Annotated in this window: 18 protein-coding genes; 11 read left to right on the top strand and 7 right to left on the bottom strand. The window is 58.6% G+C overall.

Features of this window, described 5'->3' with window-relative positions:
* Positions 1–88 precede the first annotated feature (88 nt).
* Positions 89–451 carry a YnfA family protein gene (locus SPE70_RS12225; RefSeq protein WP_162493261.1) on the bottom strand — a complete coding sequence of 121 codons (363 nt, stop codon included), beginning with the start codon at positions 449–451 and terminating at the stop codon, positions 89–91.
* 108 nt (positions 452–559) lie between these two features.
* Between SPE70_RS12225 and SPE70_RS12220 the strand changes: the two genes are divergently transcribed.
* A complete protein-coding gene (locus SPE70_RS12220; RefSeq protein ID WP_004206035.1) occupies positions 560–901 on the top strand; it encodes a DUF1283 family protein in 342 nt (113 codons plus the stop codon).
* A gap of 78 nt (positions 902–979) precedes the next feature.
* On the top strand, positions 980–1,540 hold the full coding sequence (gene speG, locus SPE70_RS12215; RefSeq protein WP_008805012.1) for a spermidine N1-acetyltransferase: 561 nt from the start codon (positions 980–982) through the stop codon (positions 1,538–1,540).
* On the opposite strand, the gene SPE70_RS12210 is transcribed toward speG, so the two are convergent.
* Positions 1,534–2,244: a YnfC family lipoprotein gene (locus SPE70_RS12210; protein ID WP_008805013.1), complete on the bottom strand. Its 711-nt coding sequence runs from the start codon at positions 2,242–2,244 to the stop codon at positions 1,534–1,536. The genes speG and SPE70_RS12210 overlap by 7 nt on opposite strands.
* Before the next feature lie 101 nt (positions 2,245–2,345).
* On the opposite strand from SPE70_RS12210, the gene SPE70_RS12205 reads away from it, so the two are divergent.
* The 6 genes from SPE70_RS12205 (at position 2,346) to clcB (ending at position 8,767) form a co-directional block, all read left to right on the top strand.
* Positions 2,346–2,615 carry a DUF1161 domain-containing protein gene (locus SPE70_RS12205; RefSeq protein WP_008805014.1) on the top strand — a complete coding sequence of 90 codons (270 nt, stop codon included), beginning with the start codon at positions 2,346–2,348 and terminating at the stop codon, positions 2,613–2,615.
* 150 nt (positions 2,616–2,765) lie between these two features.
* A complete protein-coding gene (ynfE, locus tag SPE70_RS12200; RefSeq protein ID WP_012968307.1) occupies positions 2,766–5,201 on the top strand; it encodes a selenate/tellurate reductase subunit YnfE in 2,436 nt (811 codons plus the stop codon).
* Positions 5,202–5,211: 10 nt separating this feature from the next.
* The gene (locus SPE70_RS12195) at positions 5,212–5,829 is read left to right on the top strand and encodes a DMSO/selenate family reductase complex B subunit (protein WP_008805016.1); all 618 of its coding nucleotides are present in this window, start codon (positions 5,212–5,214) and stop codon (positions 5,827–5,829) included.
* 1 nt (position 5,830) lies between these two features.
* Positions 5,831–6,688 carry a DmsC/YnfH family molybdoenzyme membrane anchor subunit gene (locus tag SPE70_RS12190; protein ID WP_023340086.1) on the top strand — a complete coding sequence of 286 codons (858 nt, stop codon included), beginning with the start codon at positions 5,831–5,833 and terminating at the stop codon, positions 6,686–6,688.
* Between the two features lie 41 nt (positions 6,689–6,729).
* The gene (gene dmsD / locus SPE70_RS12185) at positions 6,730–7,338 is read left to right on the top strand and encodes a Tat proofreading chaperone DmsD (RefSeq protein ID WP_008805018.1); all 609 of its coding nucleotides are present in this window, start codon (positions 6,730–6,732) and stop codon (positions 7,336–7,338) included.
* A gap of 133 nt (positions 7,339–7,471) precedes the next feature.
* A complete protein-coding gene (gene clcB / locus SPE70_RS12180; RefSeq protein WP_087653177.1) occupies positions 7,472–8,767 on the top strand; it encodes a voltage-gated ClC-type chloride channel ClcB in 1,296 nt (431 codons plus the stop codon).
* Here the strand turns inward: clcB and bioD are convergent.
* The 3 genes from bioD to SPE70_RS12165 all read right to left on the bottom strand — a co-directional run bounded on the left by bioD (position 8,720) and on the right by SPE70_RS12165 (position 11,790).
* Positions 8,720–9,415, bottom strand: a complete 696-nt coding sequence (gene bioD, locus SPE70_RS12175) for a dethiobiotin synthase (RefSeq protein WP_012541855.1) — start codon at positions 9,413–9,415, stop codon at positions 8,720–8,722. The two genes, clcB and bioD, sit on opposite strands and share 48 nt — an antisense overlap.
* A 127-nt stretch (positions 9,416–9,542) precedes the next feature.
* A complete protein-coding gene (mlc, locus tag SPE70_RS12170; RefSeq protein WP_032691385.1) occupies positions 9,543–10,763 on the bottom strand; it encodes a sugar metabolism global transcriptional regulator Mlc in 1,221 nt (406 codons plus the stop codon).
* 124 nt (positions 10,764–10,887) lie between these two features.
* Complete coding sequence (locus SPE70_RS12165; protein ID WP_136047365.1) at positions 10,888–11,790, bottom strand: LysR family transcriptional regulator; 903 nt, start codon at positions 11,788–11,790, stop codon at positions 10,888–10,890.
* 130 nt (positions 11,791–11,920) lie between these two features.
* Here SPE70_RS12165 and SPE70_RS12160 point away from each other — a divergent pair, with 130 nt between their 5' ends.
* Positions 11,921–13,171 carry an MFS transporter gene (locus SPE70_RS12160; protein WP_008805023.1) on the top strand — a complete coding sequence of 417 codons (1,251 nt, stop codon included), beginning with the start codon at positions 11,921–11,923 and terminating at the stop codon, positions 13,169–13,171.
* Positions 13,172–13,201: 30 nt separating this feature from the next.
* Here the strand turns inward: SPE70_RS12160 and SPE70_RS12155 are convergent, their stop codons facing one another.
* Positions 13,202–13,294: a KPN_01571 family protein gene (locus tag SPE70_RS12155; RefSeq protein ID WP_004206050.1), complete on the bottom strand. Its 93-nt coding sequence runs from the start codon at positions 13,292–13,294 to the stop codon at positions 13,202–13,204.
* 216 nt (positions 13,295–13,510) lie between these two features.
* Here SPE70_RS12155 and SPE70_RS12150 point away from each other — a divergent pair, with 216 nt between their 5' ends.
* Together SPE70_RS12150 and asr are read left to right on the top strand one after the other, a co-directional pair.
* The gene (locus tag SPE70_RS12150) at positions 13,511–14,998 is read left to right on the top strand and encodes a carboxypeptidase M32 (RefSeq protein WP_136047366.1); all 1,488 of its coding nucleotides are present in this window, start codon (positions 13,511–13,513) and stop codon (positions 14,996–14,998) included.
* 175 nt (positions 14,999–15,173) lie between these two features.
* Complete coding sequence (asr, locus tag SPE70_RS12145; RefSeq protein ID WP_043875352.1) at positions 15,174–15,593, top strand: acid resistance repetitive basic protein Asr; 420 nt, start codon at positions 15,174–15,176, stop codon at positions 15,591–15,593.
* A 173-nt stretch (positions 15,594–15,766) separates the two neighbouring features.
* On the opposite strand, the gene SPE70_RS12140 is transcribed toward asr, so the two are convergent.
* The gene (locus SPE70_RS12140; RefSeq protein ID WP_153690771.1) at positions 15,767–15,904 is read right to left on the bottom strand and encodes a hypothetical protein; all 138 of its coding nucleotides are present in this window, start codon (positions 15,902–15,904) and stop codon (positions 15,767–15,769) included.
* Between the last annotated feature and the right edge of the window lie 463 nt (positions 15,905–16,367).

The raw sequence follows: 16,367 nt of genomic DNA, 5'->3' as shown, positions 1-16,367 counted from the left end.
AAGAGAATGTCTGATAAGTAAGGCAACAGGTCGACTACCATACAAGAATTAAGGTTTAAAAAAGTGGCAGCGATCACACAAGGCGAGCTCAGGCCCGCCCCCAGCCCGCTACGATGATCAGCATGCCGCACAGGGCGATGATCGCCCCGGCCCAGTCGTAATGGCTGAGCTTGACGCCATCCACGACCCGCAGCCAGAGTAAGGCGGTACAGACGTACACCCCACCGTAGGCGGCATAGACCCGCCCGCTGGCGGCAGGATGGAGCGTCAGGAGCCAGACGAACAGCGCCAGCGCCAGGCCGGTGGGGATCAACAGCAGCGGCGTGGCCCCGCGCTTTAACCATAGCCACGGCAGATAGCAGCCGATGATTTCGCACAGGGCGGTGGCAAAGAACAGGAGCGTTGTTTTGAGCATTAAAAGATTCGTAAATGAGACAAAGCGTTGAACCATTCTACGCGATAATGGCTTCTGCCCCACGCTGTTTTGTCGGCTATGCCCGGCAAAAGAGCTGTAGTAAACTTAGCCTGAGGGTTAACCCATCACTTAAAGGAAACCGTGATGAACATGACACTGAACAAACGCTGGTGCCTGACCGCCATTCTGGCGTTGAGCGCCGTGGTCTATACCTCCAGCTCCTTCGCCGCCACCGACCGGCTGGTGATTGAATCTGGCGACAGCGCGCAAAGCCGTCAGCAGGCGTCGATGGAAAAAGAGCAATGGAACGACACCCGCAGCCTGCGCCAGAAGGTCAATAAGCGGGCGGAAAAAGAGTGGGACAAAACCGATGTCGCCTTCGACGCGCAGGATAACTGCCAGAAGAGCGCCAACGTCAATGCCTACTGGGAGCCGAACACTCTGCGCTGCCTTGACCGCCGCACCGGCCGGGCAATCAATCCCTGATCCGCTTCCTGTCAACGCTGGCGCCTGCGGGCGCCGCCTTTCATAACGCGCTGTTCAGCTTTAACCACAGGATTACCCATGACCGACGCGCTACACGTCAAACTCCGCCCCCTCGAACGGGAAGATTTGCGCTTTGTCCACCAGCTCGATAACAACGCCAGCGTCATGCGCTACTGGTTTGAAGAGCCGTACGAGGCCTTCGTTGAGCTCTCCGATCTGTACGACAAACATATCCACGATCAAAGCGAGCGTCGCTTTGTCATCGAATGCAATGGCGATAAAGCCGGGCTGGTAGAGCTGGTTGAAATCAACCATGTTCATCGGCGGGCCGAGTTCCAGATCATTATCTCACCGGACTTCCAGGGAAAAGGCCTTGCCACTCGCGCGGCGCGGCTGGCCATGGACTACGGTTTTACGGTTCTTAATCTGTATAAGCTGTATTTGATTGTCGATAAAGAGAATGAAAAAGCGATCCATATTTACCGCAAGCTTGGCTTTATCGTCGAGGGTGAACTCATCCATGAGTTTTTCATTAACGGCGAGTACCGCAACACCATTCGCATGTGTCTGTTCCAGCACCAGTATCTGGCCGAACACAAAACCCCAGGACCGGCCCTGCTGAAGCCGACGGCTCAGTAATAATCAATGCGGTTCTTGATGGTGTAATGGCGTGTCAGCGGCGGCTGCACGCTTTCATCAATCACCTGCAGCTCACAGCTCAGCGGATTGTCGTGGCGATCGTAGTCGCAGGTCTGGCGTACCGTGCCCAGCGTGCGTTCGTTGAAGGTGCTGATGGCGGTATAGTCCATTTTCTTGCGCGGATCTTTCGACGGCGTGGAGGCGACGGTAAATTGCTCTTCTTTGGCGGTGGTGGTTTTTCCCAGCGGATAGCCATCGCTGTCATAGCGGTAGGTGGCGGTGGTCTCTTTGCCGCGGGCGCGAATAATAAAACCGTTATCATCCGTCTCCCAGCTCACCCCCGTGGCGGGCATCTCTGCCAGCTGACACTTGCCCTGCAGGCGCAGTCGCTTCTCGTGGGTGCGCCCATCGACGTAATAGTTGGCATCCAGCAGCAGCGTGGCGCCGGTATTGTTCTCCACATCTTCCAGGGTCAGCAGATCGAAACATCCCTCTTTTGACAGCTGAGCGCTCACCTTCTTGACCACCACATCGTGTTCATCCAATAGCGTCTGGCTAAAATCTTTCACCGGCCCGCGCAGCGGATCGAACTCAAACTCATTGGAAAAACTCGCCATCTCCGGGGTGAAGGCTTCCGGGGCGCTTTGGCGGTCGCACGCCGTCAGCAGCAGCGCTGCCGGGATCAGCCAATACAATCTTTTCACAGGCGATTCCTTTTGTGTACACCAGATCATATTAGCAAATACAATTGTTTACACCAGTTCTGCTATGCTTAATTCTGGATAACATCGATAAGGAGTGTAAGATGAAACTATCCCTCTGGACAGGCGCCGCACTACTGCTGTGCTCCACGACCGTGCTGGCAGCCCCCGACTCTTGTGAACGGGTCAAAAGCGACATCCAGCAGAAGATCATCAACAATGGCGTACCGGAAACCGCCTTCAGCCTGGCCATTGTGCCAAACGATCAGGCAGACCAGCCCGGGGTTCAGGTGGTCGGTCATTGCGCCAATGACACCTTCAAAATCACCTATACGCGTAACAGCGACAGTCCCGCCGAAAACGACGCTCAGTAAGCCCACTTCGGTTTCAAATGAAAGATCTTATCCCTGCATTGACCAGGGATAAGATCTGCTGGCTACCCATAACGTATTATCGCTCACCCCTGCGTCTGTTAATGACGTGGCGGCCCTTCTCCGCACAGCATAACTATCATGGAGTGAGCAATGTCGAATCAGGAATCCCCCGGCGGCGTCTCCCGACGCGCGCTACTCAAATCCACAGCCCTCAGCTCTCTGGCGCTGGCCGCCGGCGGGCTTACCCTGCCCTTTACACTGCGCAGCGCCGCGGCAGCAGTACAACAGGCTACTGGCGACAACACCCGCATTGTCTGGGGCGCCTGTTCGGTCAACTGCGGTAGCCGCTGCGCCCTGCGGCTGCACGTGCGGGATGATGAAGTGGTTTACGTCGAAACGGATAATACCGGCGACGACCGCTACGGCGACCACCAGGTCCGCGCCTGCCTGCGCGGGCGCTCTATTCGTCGGCGCATCAATCATCCGGATCGCCTTAACTATCCCATGAAGCGCGTCGGCAAGCGCGGGGAAGGCAAATTTGAACGCATCAGCTGGCAGGAGGCGCTGGATATCCTCGCTGACCGTCTGAAAAGCACCGTTGCCCAGTATGGCAATGAAGCCGTGTACATTAACTACTCTTCGGGGATCGTCGGCGGCAACATCACCCGTTCGTCGCCTTCAGCGTCGCCGGTAGCGCGGCTGATGAACTGCTACGGCGGCTCGCTTAACCAGTACGGTACCTACAGCACCGCACAGATTGCCTGCGCGATGCCCTATACCTACGGCAGCAACGACGGCAACAGTACTTCGGATATTGAAAACAGCAAGCTGGTGGTGATGTTCGGCAATAACCCGGCGGAAACCCGGATGAGCGGCGGCGGCATTACCTGGTATCTGGAGCAGGCTCGCGAGCGCTCTAACGCGCGGATGATCGTTATCGACCCGCGCTACACCGATACCGCCGCCGGTCGGGAAGATGAGTGGATCCCTATTCGTCCCGGCACGGACGCCGCGCTGGTCGCCGGTATCGCCTGGGTGCTGATAAACGAGGATCTCGTCGACCAGCCATTCCTCGACAAATACTGCGTTGGCTACGATGAGAAAACGCTGCCGGTCGGGGCGCCGGCAAACGGCCACTACAAAGCGTATATTCTTGGCGAGGGTGACGACGGCGTCGCCAAAACACCGCAGTGGGCCTCGCGTATTACCGGCATCCCCGCCGATCGCATCATTAAGCTGGCGCGCGAAATCGGCATGAGTAAACCGGCTTATATTTGCCAGGGCTGGGGACCGCAGCGCCAGGCCAACGGCGAACTCTCCGCCCGCGCGATCGCCATGCTGCCGATCTTAACCGGCAACGTCGGCATCAACGGCGGCAACAGCGGCGCCCGCGAATCAACCTACACCATCACTATCGAACGTCTGCCGGTGCTGGAAAATCCGGTGAAGACCGCCATCTCCTGCTTCACCTGGACCGACGCCATCGCTCGAGGCCCGGAGATGACCGCCACCCGCGACGGCGTGCGCGGCAAAGAGAAGCTGGATGTGCCGATCAAGTTCCTGTGGAACTACGCGGGCAACACCATCATCAACCAGCACTCCGACATCAATAAGACCCACGAGATCCTGCAGGACGAAAGCAAGTGCGAGACCATTGTGGTTATCGACAACTTTATGACCTCGTCGGCGAAATACGCCGACCTGCTGCTACCCGATCTGATGACCGTTGAGCAGGAAGATATTATTCCCAACGACTACGCCGGCAATATGGGCTATCTCATTTTTATCCAGCCTGCTACCTCGGCGAAGTTCGAACGCAAACCGATTTACTGGATCTTAAGTGAAGTGGCGAAACGGCTCGGCGACGACGTGCATCAACGTTTTACCGAGCGGCGCACGCAGGCGCAGTGGCTGCAGCATCTGTATGCCAAAATGGTGGCGAAAGACCCGGCGCTACCTGGCTACGACGACCTGAAACAGATGGGCATCTACAAGCGTAAAGATCCGAACGGCCACTTCGTCGCCTATCGCGACTTCCGCCGCGATCCTGAAGCGCATCCGCTCAAAACCCCGTCCGGCAAAATTGAAATCTACTCCAGCCGTCTCGCCGAGATCGCCGCCCACTGGCAGCTGGAGAAAGACGAAGTTATCAGCCCGCTGCCGGTCTACGCCTCCACATTTGAAGGCTGGGACGATCCGCTGCGCAGTCAGTATCCGCTGCAGCTGTTTGGTTTCCACTATAAAGCGCGCACCCACTCCAGCTACGGCAACGTCGATGTATTACAAGCGGCCTGTCGCCAGGAGGTGTGGCTCAATCCGCTTGACGCGGAAAAACGCGGGATTAAAAACGGCGATATGGTGCGCGTCTTTAATCAGCGCGGCGAAGTCCGTCTTCCGGCGAAAGTGACGCCACGCATCATGCCGGGCGTGTCGGCGATGGGCCAGGGCGCCTGGCACGACGCGAATATGGCCGGAGACCGGATCGACCATGGCGCCTGCATGAATACGCTGACCACCCACCGCCCATCGCCGCTGGCGAAGGGGAATCCACAGCATACCAACCTGGTCGACATCGAAAAGGTTTAAGGAGTAAACCATGAGCACGCAATATGGATTCTTTATCGATTCCGCTCGCTGTACCGGGTGTAAAACCTGCGAACTGGCCTGTAAGGACTACAAGAATCTCACCCCGGAGGTCAGCTTCCGCCGCATCTATGAGTATGCCGGCGGCGACTGGCAGGAGGACAACGGCGTCTGGCAGCAGAATGTGTTCGCCTACTACCTCTCCATCGCCTGTAACCACTGCGAAGATCCGGCCTGCACCAAGGTCTGCCCAAGTGGGGCGATGCACAAGCGCGACGATGGTTTTGTGGTGGTCAACGAAGCGGTGTGCATTGGCTGCCGCTACTGCCATATGGCCTGCCCGTACGGCGCCCCGCAGTACAACGCCGACAAAGGCCACATGACCAAGTGCGACGGCTGTCACGAGCGCGTCGCCGAGGGGAAAAAACCGATCTGTGTCGAGTCCTGCCCGCTGCGGGCGCTCGATTTCGGGCCGATTGCCGAGCTGCGCGCCAAGCACGGCCAGCTGGCCGCAGTGGCCCCGCTGCCCTCGGCGCACTTTACCAGGCCGAGTATCGTGATCAAACCTAACGCCAATGCCCGTCCGTGTGGCGATACCACCGGTTATCTGGCAAATCCAAAGGAGGTGTGAGATGGGAAGCGGATGGCATGAATGGCCGCTGGTGCTGTTTACGGTACTGGGGCAATGCGTGGTCGGCGCGACCCTCGTCAGCGGGCTGGGCTGGCTATCGCTGACAAACCAGCGCGAAGCGCAGCAACGGCTGGTGCGCAGCATGTTTTTTATCTGGCTGCTGATGGGCATTGGTTTTCTGGCTTCGGTGATGCATCTCGGTTCGCCGCTGCGCGCGTTTAACTCGCTGAACCGCGTCGGCGCCTCGGCGCTGAGCAATGAAATCGCCAGCGGCGCCTTGTTCTTCGCCGTGGGAGGATTCTGGTGGCTGCTGGCGGTACTGGGCAAAATGCCGGCGGCGCTGGGTAAAGTCTGGCTGGTGATCGCCATGCTGTTGGGGCTGCTGTTTGTTCTGGCGATGACCCGGGTTTACCAAATCGATACCGTGCCAACATGGTACAATGGCTACACTACCAGCGCGTTCTTCCTGACGATGCTCCTCAGCGGGCCGCTGTTCGCCGCCCTGCTGCTGCGGCTGGCGAAAGTCAACTTTAACGGCTGGTTTTTTGCCGGACTCAGCGTGGCCGCGCTGGCGATCGGCGCCGTCGTTATCATCATGCAAAGCGCCGGACTCAGTACCATTCACAGTTCAGTCCAGCAGGCAGCCACCCTGCTGCCAGATTACGGCAAACTCCAGGCGTTACGCCTGATACTGCTGGCTCTCGGTCTTGGCTGCTGGCTGTGTCCGCTGATCCGCCGCCAACCGCCGCGCGCTACGGGGCTGCTGATCGGCCTGCTGTTGGTCTTGATCGCGGAATGTATTGGTCGCGGCCTGTTTTATGGTCTGCATATGACCGTCGGTATGGCGGTTGCCGGTTAATGAGACGGCGCGCTGGCGCGCGCCGCAGAAAGGAATAAGTAATGATGCCGATCCCAAACCGCGACGCTGTCGCGTTAAGCGCCCGCACCCTGGGCGCGCTGTTCTCTTATGCGCCGAATAGCGCGCACATTGCGCCGCTGGTCGCCGCCTTCCAGGACGGCAGCTGGCAGCAACAGTGGCCCTTCCCGGTAACCGCCCCACTGGCGTCAGCCTTTGCCGCGTCGACGGAAGAGTCATTACCAGAAGCCTGGCAACGCCTGTTTATCGGCCCGTGGGCCCTGCCGGCGCCGCCATGGGGATCCGTCTGGCTGGATAAAGAGTCAGTGCTGTTTGGCGATTCCACGCTGGCCCTGCGCGAGTGGATGCGCACGAACGGCATCGCACTGGACGCCGAGCGTAACGAACCGGAAGATCATTTCGGCACCCTGCTGCTGCTGGCGGCGTGGCTGTGCGAGACGGAGCAGGATGCGTTGTTTGCCCAGCTGCTGGCCTGGCACCTGCTGCCGTGGTCCGGGCGCTTTCTGAGCGTCTTTGTCGACCATGCCGCCCACCCCTTCTACCAGGCGCTGGGTCAGCTGGCGCAGGCAACGCTGGCGCAGTGGCAGGAGAATCTGCCGATCGCCGTGGCGGAAAAAGCGCTCTATCGTTAACCCTTCACCGCGCCGGTATCCGGCGCGGTTTTATTTCGTCGCATCCCAGCCCATCACCCGCACTTATCGCTTTTGCATCTAAGGTTATTCCCTATCACAATAAGACCATGTTTTCCGAACCTCGCCGTGACTGATGCACCGTCTTCATCCCTATCCTGATGTGCAGGTGATGTTTCGCCGCCTGCTGATCGCCACCCTGATTGGCCTTCTCGCCGCCCTGGCGGTGGCGCTGTTTCGCCATGCGATGGTGGTGCTGGAAACGCTGTTTCTTGGCAATGACAGCGGGAGCCTGGTCAACGCGGCGCAGTCGCTGCCGGCGTGGCGGCGACTGATTACCCCGGCGCTGGGCGGCCTGGCGGCAGGGGCACTTCTCTGGCTGTGGCAGCGACGCAGCATCGCGCGCCCGCATGCCGCCACCGATTATATGGAAGCCCTGGAGACCGGCGACGGTTGCTTCGATACGCCGGCAAGCCTGGTGAAATCGCTGGCGTCATTGCTGGTCGTGGTCACCGGCAGCGCAATTGGCCGGGAAGGCGCCATGATCCTGCTGGCCGCGCTGGCGGCGTCGCTGTTCGCCCGCCGCTTCACGCCGCAGACTGAATGGAAGCTGTGGGTCGCCTGCGGCGCGGCTGCCGGGATGGCCAGCGCCTATCATGCCCCGCTGGCCGGCAGCCTGTTTATTGCTGAAATTCTCTTTGGCACGCTGATGCTGGCCTCGCTTGGGCCGGTCGTTATCTCGGCGGTGATCGCCCTGCTGTTGACGCAGTTTCTCAACGGCGGCGCCGCGCCGCTGTACCACGTCGTCCTGCAGCAGAACCTCAGCGCGCTGCACTATGGTTTAATGCTGGCGACTGGCCTGCTGGCCGGGCTGTGCGGCCCGCTGTTTATCTGGCTGATGGACTCCAGTCATCGCGGCTTCGTCAAACTGAAACTGACGCCGCCGTGGCAGCTGGCGCTGGGGGGGCTGATTGTCGGCGGCTTATCACTCATCACCCCGGCGGTGTGGGGCAACGGCTACAGCGTGGTACAAAGCTATTTGCAGATGCCGCCGTCCGGCGTACTGCTGGCCGGCGTTTTCCTGTGCAAACTGCTGGCGGTGCTGGCCAGCAGCGGCTCCGGCGCGCCGGGCGGGGTCTTTACCCCCACGCTGTTTGTCGGCCTGGCGATGGGCATGCTGTTTGCCAGCGTCAGCGGGCTATGGCTACCGGGGAATGAAGAGATGGCTATGATGATCGGTCTGACCGGCATGGCGGCGTTTCTGGCTGCCACCACCCATGCGCCAATCATGTCGACCCTGATGATTTGTGAGATGACCGGGCAGTATGCGCTGCTGCCCGGCCTGCTGATCACCTGCGTGGTGGCGTCGGTGCTGTCGCGGACGTTACGCCGGGATTCGATCTATCGCCATCACGTTGCCGAGCATGTCTAAGTCGACGTAGCGGCTCAGCTCACGCTGTTCGGCGCGCGGCAGGTACGGCAGCTCGCCAATCAGCGGCGCCGGCAGCTTCTTACTGAGGACATCGATGATTTCAGCGTAGTGCGCGAGACCGGGGTTGATGCGGTTGGCCACCCAGCCGATCAGCGGCAGCCCGTCATTGGCGATCGCCTGGGCCGTCAGCAGCGCATGGTTGATACACCCCTCCTGGATCCCCACCACCATCAGCACCGGGAGCTGCTCCTGTACCACCCATTCGGAGAGCGGTCGCAGGTCGTTCATCAGGCTGCGCCAGCCGCCGGTGCCTTCAACCACCACGTGATCGACCTGACCGGCCAGTCGCTGCAAACCATCCGACAGCAAACCGTAGTTGATCGGGCAGCTGTGCGCCACGCTGCTTTCGTCTTCACTTAACGCTATGGGATTGACAGCCTCATACGGCAACGCCAGCGTGGAGACGCTCTGCAGCACCAGCGCGTCTTTGTTACGCAAACCGTCTGGCGTCTCTTTGCTGCCCTTCGCCACAGGCTTGTACCCGGCCACGCTTTTGCCTCTGGCAGCAAGTGCCTGCAACAGCGCACGGGAAACCACTGTCTTCCCGACAGAGGTGTCTGTACCTGTAATAAAGAAACGCTTAAACATCACTAACCCCACAGTTTTGTCGATGAAATATACGGGAGAGAAATAATCAACAGTGGGCAAAGTCTACGTGATGCCGCCAGAGGTCGGCTTGAGATAGCGCAATTTTTGGTGTGACTATGAAAAAATGTTACCCCTGTAACAGTCGTATGAGTAAGGATCCGTTATAAAGCGCATCCTTGACCAGCGCCGCGCCAGCCATCGTGCCACGATTGGAAAACTGGGTGCTTTCAACCGCGATATGCTGGCTGTAGGCCGGGAGCGATTGTTGCCGAATGCAGCTGGAAATTGCCGGAAAAAGGATATCTGCCGCCAGATTAAACGGCGAGCCAATCAGAATTTTCTGCGGGTTAAACAGATTGACCATGATCGCCAGAATCCGGCCGACGTGGTTACCCACGCCGCTGATAATGTCTCTGGCCAGCAGATCGCCCTGCAGCGCGGCCTGGCACAGCCACTCCACGCTCAGCGGACGCTGGTGCAGCAGCGAGCTCATCGACTGGGCCATGCGCATCTGCGCCAGCTCCAGCACGCTCTCTACGCTGGCAATGGTTTCCAGACAGCCATGGTTGCCGCAGTAGCAGCGCTTGCCGTAGGGATCGACCTGAGTATGGCCGATCTCCACCAGGCTGCTGCTGCCAGCATGCAGCAGGCGTCCGTCGGTGATAACCCCGGCGCCGACGTTATGATCGATGACCACCTGAATGACATCCCGGGCGCCGCGCGAGGCGCCGAACAACGATTCCGCCATAGTCCAGGCGCTGATGTCATGCTGAATGTAGACCGGCACCCCGGTATGGTTGGCCAGCACATCGCCCAGCGGCACATCTTTGACATCCTCATAAAACGGCATGCGATGAATAATGCCATTTTCGGTATCAATAATACCCGGCATCGTCATGGCGATGGAGGTGAGCCGTTCCAGCTTCTTCTGGTGGCGAATAAAGAACCGATCGATATGATCAATAATACGGGTCAGAAACGGCGTGCTGTCGGTGAGGGCCAGCTCCAGCTGATCCTCCACCACCAGTTGACTGCTTAAATCACGCAGCGAAAGGTGGATTTCGCCGCGGCTGATGCGCACCGCAAGATAGTGCCAGGCCTCGGTTTCTACCATCAACCCCACCGCCGGGCGGCCACGGCTGCCGGGCTCCTGGATCTCCGTCTCCTGCACCAGATGCGCTTCCAGCATCTCGCGGACAATCTTGGTGATGCTGGCGGGAGCCAGTTGCGCAAATCGGGAGAGGTCGATACGCGATACCGGGCCGAGCTGATCAATCAGGCGATACACGGCGCCCGCATTGGTCTGCTTAATTTGATCGATATGGCCTGGTTGACTATCCGCTACCACCATTGACTCCCTTTATTTTCGCGCTTCGAAATAAACTTTCGGCTATGGTGAAGCACTTCGATGGTGAACGTCAAATTTTTACTTAGCCTTGTGATTTACCGCACATTTCCAGCCCCTTTTCGCCTCAATTGTGCTCGGTTTTCCAGGCCAGCAGCGACTCGCGAAAGCGTTTTGCCAGCGCTCCCTGTTCATGATGTTTCGACCACACCAGCCACATCTCCGACACCGCATCCTGTTCGTCGATCGGCAGCCAGCGCATTTCACTGAGCTGTACGCGCTGAAAGGAGGCCGGCAGGATAGACACCCCCAGTCCGGCGGCCACCAGACCAATAATGGTCATCGCCTCCCCCACCTCCTGGGCAATCACCGGCGTATGACCGTAACGACGCAGCAAGCCGAGGATATCGTCATACAGGCCGGTACCCACGTGCGGGTCGAAAAAGACGAAGGGTTCGCGCGCCAGCGTCGCCAGGCTGACCGAGGGCTGGCGGGCCAGCGGATGGTCGGCCGGGACCATCGCCAGCAACGGCTCGCGCAGCACCCGCTCCCACGCCAGAGTGTCCGGCAGTTGGGTATTGCGCAGGAGCCCCAGATCGAGAGCCCCCTCGCTCAGTGGCACAATCTGTTCGCGGGTGTTGGTCTCGCGGGTCAAAATATGCACATCCGGGTAGCGCTGACGAAACATCGACAACGTATCGGATACCGCCTTGATAAAGGGGGCCGAGGAGGTAAAGCCGATACGCAGTTCGCCGGTTTCACCGTGATGCAGACGCGCAGCGCGGGCGGCCGCGTCATCCACCTGGGCAAGAATTTGTCGGCTATCGGCGAGAAACTGCTTTCCGGCCGCCGTCAGACTGACGCTGCGATTGGTGCGCGCGAACAGGCGGGCGCCGGTCTGCTGCTCGAGGATCTGAATTTGCTGGCTTAACGGCGGTTGAGAAATATTCAGTCGCGCTGCGGCCCGGCCAAAATGTAATTCCTCCGCGACGGCGACAAAATAGCGCAGATGACGCAACTCGATATTCATATTTAAAATGTCTTATTTGAGATTATTAATATATTAGACAGAATATTTACATTTTCATACCCTAAAAATGTGAGCTGAATGGTCACAACATTCTGTTGGTAAGCAGCAACTTCTACGCAAGGAATTCTCTGTGAGTCGTACAACAACCGTTGACACCGTGCCGGCGGGCGAGGTCAGCGTCGCTGGTGCATCCCGCCCGGATCAGTTTATTAAGCGCGGCACCCCGCAATTTATGCGCGTCACCCTCGCGCTATTCTCCGCCGGTCTGGCCACCTTTGCCCTGCTCTACTGCGTGCAACCGATCCTGCCGGTGCTGTCGAACGAGTTCGGCGTATCCCCGGCCAGCAGCAGTATTTCACTCTCCATTTCCACGGCGATGCTGGCGGTGGGCCTGTTGTTTACCGGCCCGCTATCCGACGCCATCGGGCGCAAGCCGGTGATGGTCACCGCCCTGCTGCTGGCCGCCTGCTGCTCGCTGCTGTCGACCATGATGACCAGCTGGCACGGCATCCTCATTATGCGTGCCCTGATCGGCCTGTCGCTGAGCGGCGTGGCGGCGGTCGGCATGACCTATCTGAGTGAGGAGATCCACCCCAGTTTCGTCGCCTTTTCGATGGGGTTATATATCAGCGGCAACTCCATCGGCGGCATGAGCGGCCGCTTGCTGACCGGGGTCTTTACCGATTTCTTCGGCTGGCGCGTGGCGCTGGCGGTGATCAGTGGCTTCGCGCTGGCCGCGGCCATCATGTTCTGGCGCATTCTGCCCGAGTCGCGCCATTTCCGCTCGACCTCGCTGCGACCGAAAAACTTGCTGATCAACTTTCGTCTGCACTGGCGCGACCGCGGTCTGCCGCTGCTGTTCGTCGAAGGTTTTCTGCTGATGGGCGCTTTTGTCACCCTGTTTAACTATATTGGCTACCGGCTGATGATGTCGCCGTGGTCGCTAAGCCAGGCGGTGGTAGGCCTGCTGTCGGTGGCTTATCTCACCGGGACCTGGAGTTCACCGAAGGCAGGGGCCATGACCGTACGCTTTGGCCGCGGACCGGTGATGCTCGGCTTTACCGCTGTCATGCTCTGCGGCCTGCTGCTGACGCTCTTTTCTTCCCTGTGGCTTATTTTCATCGGTATGCTGCTGTTTTCCGCTGGCTTCTTCGCCGCGCATTCCGTCGCCAGCAGCTGGATTGGCCCACGCGCCCGCCGCGCCCGCGGTCAGGCGTCATCGCTGTATCTGTTCAGCTATTATTTGGGTTCAAGTCTTGCCGGGACGTTAGGCGGGGTATTCTGGCATCACTACGGCTGGAACGGCGTCGGTGGGTTTATCGCGCTGCTGCTCCTTGCCGCGCTGTTGACCGGCACCTGCTTACATCAACGACTGAAATAGTCGCGTGTGACGTGGCCTGCGGGCCACGGTTCACCACATGCCCATAATGGAAGACAAGCCCATCAACTCTCTGACGGCATCAACGGACAGCAGTGCAATAAACAGCCAGGTGAACGGATTCATAAACCACCCCCGAACCTCCAGACCTGTGTAATCGATCACAGTTTAGTACCGATATGTTACCGTTTTCTGTCACACCGATCACAGAGGTGAGCTTATTCTCCCGCCATGTGTCTTTCCCTTCCCCTGTGCGCAACGCTCGACCCGCCGGGCGTATCAGGATAGTGTAGAAGGATACCGATAACCTGTTCATTCACCTGTCACGGACCGAACGCCACTATGACTGAAAATACGCCTTATCAGCAGCTTACTCGTACCTTTCAGCGCCTGTCGCGCTTTTCGCATCTCTCCGCCATCGCTGGCTGGGATATGTTTGCGATGATGCCCCCAGGTGGCAGCGCCGCCCGGAGCGAAGCGCTGGCGGAGCTCGGCGTGCTGCAGCATCAGATCCTGACCGATAAAAAAGTGGGCCAATGGCTGCAGGAGGCCCGCCAGCAGGACCTCAACGACGTCGAGCAGGCCAATCTGCGGGAGATGCAACGTCAGTACGATCAGGCCGCGCTGCTGCCGGAGAGCCTGGTGGAAGCAAAATCTCTTGCCGGCAGCCGCTGTGAGCATGCCTGGCGCAGTCAGCGTCCCGCTAACGACTGGGCTGGCTTTGCCGACAATCTTCGCGAGGTGGTCAGGCTGAGCCGTCAGGAAGCGCAGATCCGCGCCGATGCCAGAGGCGGCTCACGCTACGACGCACTGCTCGATATTTTCGAACCAGATATGACCAGCGCCCGGCTGGATAGCCTGTTTGCCGACCTCAAGTCCTGGCTGCCTTCCCTGCTGCGGCAAGCGGTCGCTAAGCAAGCGACGCAGACATTACTCGCCCCGGAGGGGCCTTTCCCGATTGCCGCTCAGCGCGAGCTGGGCCTGCAGGCCATGCGCATCCTCGGCTTTGACTTCGACGGCGGGCGCCTCGACATCAGCGCTCACCCGTTCTGCGGTGGCGTCCCCCAGGATGTGCGCATCACCACCCGCTACAACGAAAACGACCTGCTCAGCGCCCTGTTCGGCGTGATCCACGAAACCGGCCACGCCCGCTATGAGCAGAATCTGCCTCGCCCGTGGGTCGACCAGCCGGTAGGACTCGCTCGCTCCACCGCTATCCACGAGTCGCAGAGTCTGTTTTTTGAAATGCAGCTGGGACGTAGCGAGCCTTTCCTCAACCGTCTGTTACCGGCGGTGCGCGAGCGTTTTGGCGATCAACCGGCCTTTAGCAGCGACAACTTTGTCGCCTGGAATCAGCGGGTGAAACCGGGCTTTATTCGCGTCGATGCCGATGAGGTCAGCTACCCGGCGCATGTGATCCTGCGTTATGAAATTGAACGCGCGCTGATTGACGGCGAGATTGAAGTAGATGATATCCCGGCGCTGTGGGACGAGAAGATGCAGCACTGGCTGGGGCTGTCGACCACCGGCAACTACCGGGACGGCTGCATGCAGGATATTCACTGGACCGACGGCGGATTCGGCTATTTCCCTTCCTATACGCTGGGTGCGATGTATGCCGCCCAGCTGATGGCCGCCACCCGGCGCGCGCTGCCGACGTTAGACCGCGATATTGCGGAGGGCGATTTCAGCGCCCTGTTCGACTGGCTGCGGCAGAATATCTGGCAGCATGGCAGCCGCTTCTCCACCTCGCAGCTGATCCAGCAGGCCACCGGCGAGGATCTCAACAGCCGCTACTTCCGCGAACACCTTACCGCCCGCTATCTGTGATCGTACGCGCCGGGCTACCCGGCGCGTCCTTCCACTCCCCACGGCCAGGCGTGTTGTACATTCGGTTACACGCCGATACCAAACACTCACGGAAAGCTCGAAAAGACAAGCATATAGTGATTTCACCGGCCCCGCAGTGGGGTTGAAATTAAGAAAACTTTTCGAGGATATCAGAATGAAAAAAGTATTAGCTCTGGTCGTTGCCGCTGCTATGGGTCTCTCTTCCGCCGCTTTCGCTGCTGACGCAGTAAGCACCACTCAGGCACCGGCTGCTACCCACAGCACTGCTGCCAAGACCACCCATCACAAAAAACACCACAAAGCCGCGGCAAAACCAGCTGCAGAGCAGAAAGCTCAGGCTGCCAAAAAACACAAAAAAGCAGAAGCTAAACCAGCCGCTGCCCAGAAAGCCCAGGCCGCTAAAAAACACAAAAAAGTAGAAGCTAAACCCGCTGCTCCGCAGAAAGCTCAGGCGGCTAAAAAGCACCACAAAGCTGCGGCTAAACCGGTAGCACAGAAAGCGCAGGCTGCAAAAAAACACCACAAAACCACTAAACACCAGGCCGCTAAACCTGCTGCACAGCCGGCAGCATAATTCCTCCCGGTGAACTAACCTTCTTAATAATCGGCGCTGTTTCAGCGCCGTTTTTTCTGGAGAGCACTATGCTGCGGCGCTATCGTTTCGAGCTCATCCTGATCCTGTTAATCATTTGCGCAGTGGTTGCTACCCGCTTTTTCCTCTATTAATCATTTCCGCCACGCTCTCATTTACTGCTTCTGCTGGCTTTGCAGAATAATAAATACCGTACGGCGATCGCTGACGACACCTTCCCGCGTCTCATTACCCTGAAATTCCTGCGGCACAAAAAATGCCCGGCGCCCGAAGACGCCAGACACTGTAGTCATAAACTAGCGCGCGCCGGCCACCTCGTGGTGACCAGACGCTTCACAGTACGCGCACCGCTTCCATCACCAGATAACCGGTCGCGCCCCAGATAGCAACTGAGACCAGGGAAACATAAACCAGTGCGCGAATACCTTTTTTAGACATATACCCTCCCAACGTCGGGGAAATAGAATTCAGGCTATCATCGCCGGTATTACCTCTCTATTTACTCAACGGCGGAGTGACGGTAACAACGTTTTCGGTGAGAAAATGTTTCGCATTGAAAATAATTACGAGAGGCGTAAAGAAGTGCGAATTCTGGTGAAGTTTTGGCGGGCAAGCGCATTATTTTTCAGCGAATCGCTGGCAAACCAGGAATAATCTTAATGTCCGGTTGGTGAATTATTCGCCGGGTTCAGTACGTTCTGATACACGAATTTTGTTGCGTCGGACGTCGCTTTCTGCGGAAATAGCAACAGCGTT

Origin of the sequence: Klebsiella sp. ZJOU C1 (genome assembly GCF_035620215.1) — a bacterium.
GTDB classification, from domain to species: Bacteria; Pseudomonadota; Gammaproteobacteria; order Enterobacterales; family Enterobacteriaceae; genus Klebsiella; species Klebsiella variicola.
The sequence above is the reverse complement of the archived record's forward strand: the minus strand, read 5'-3'. Positions and strand labels throughout refer to the sequence as shown.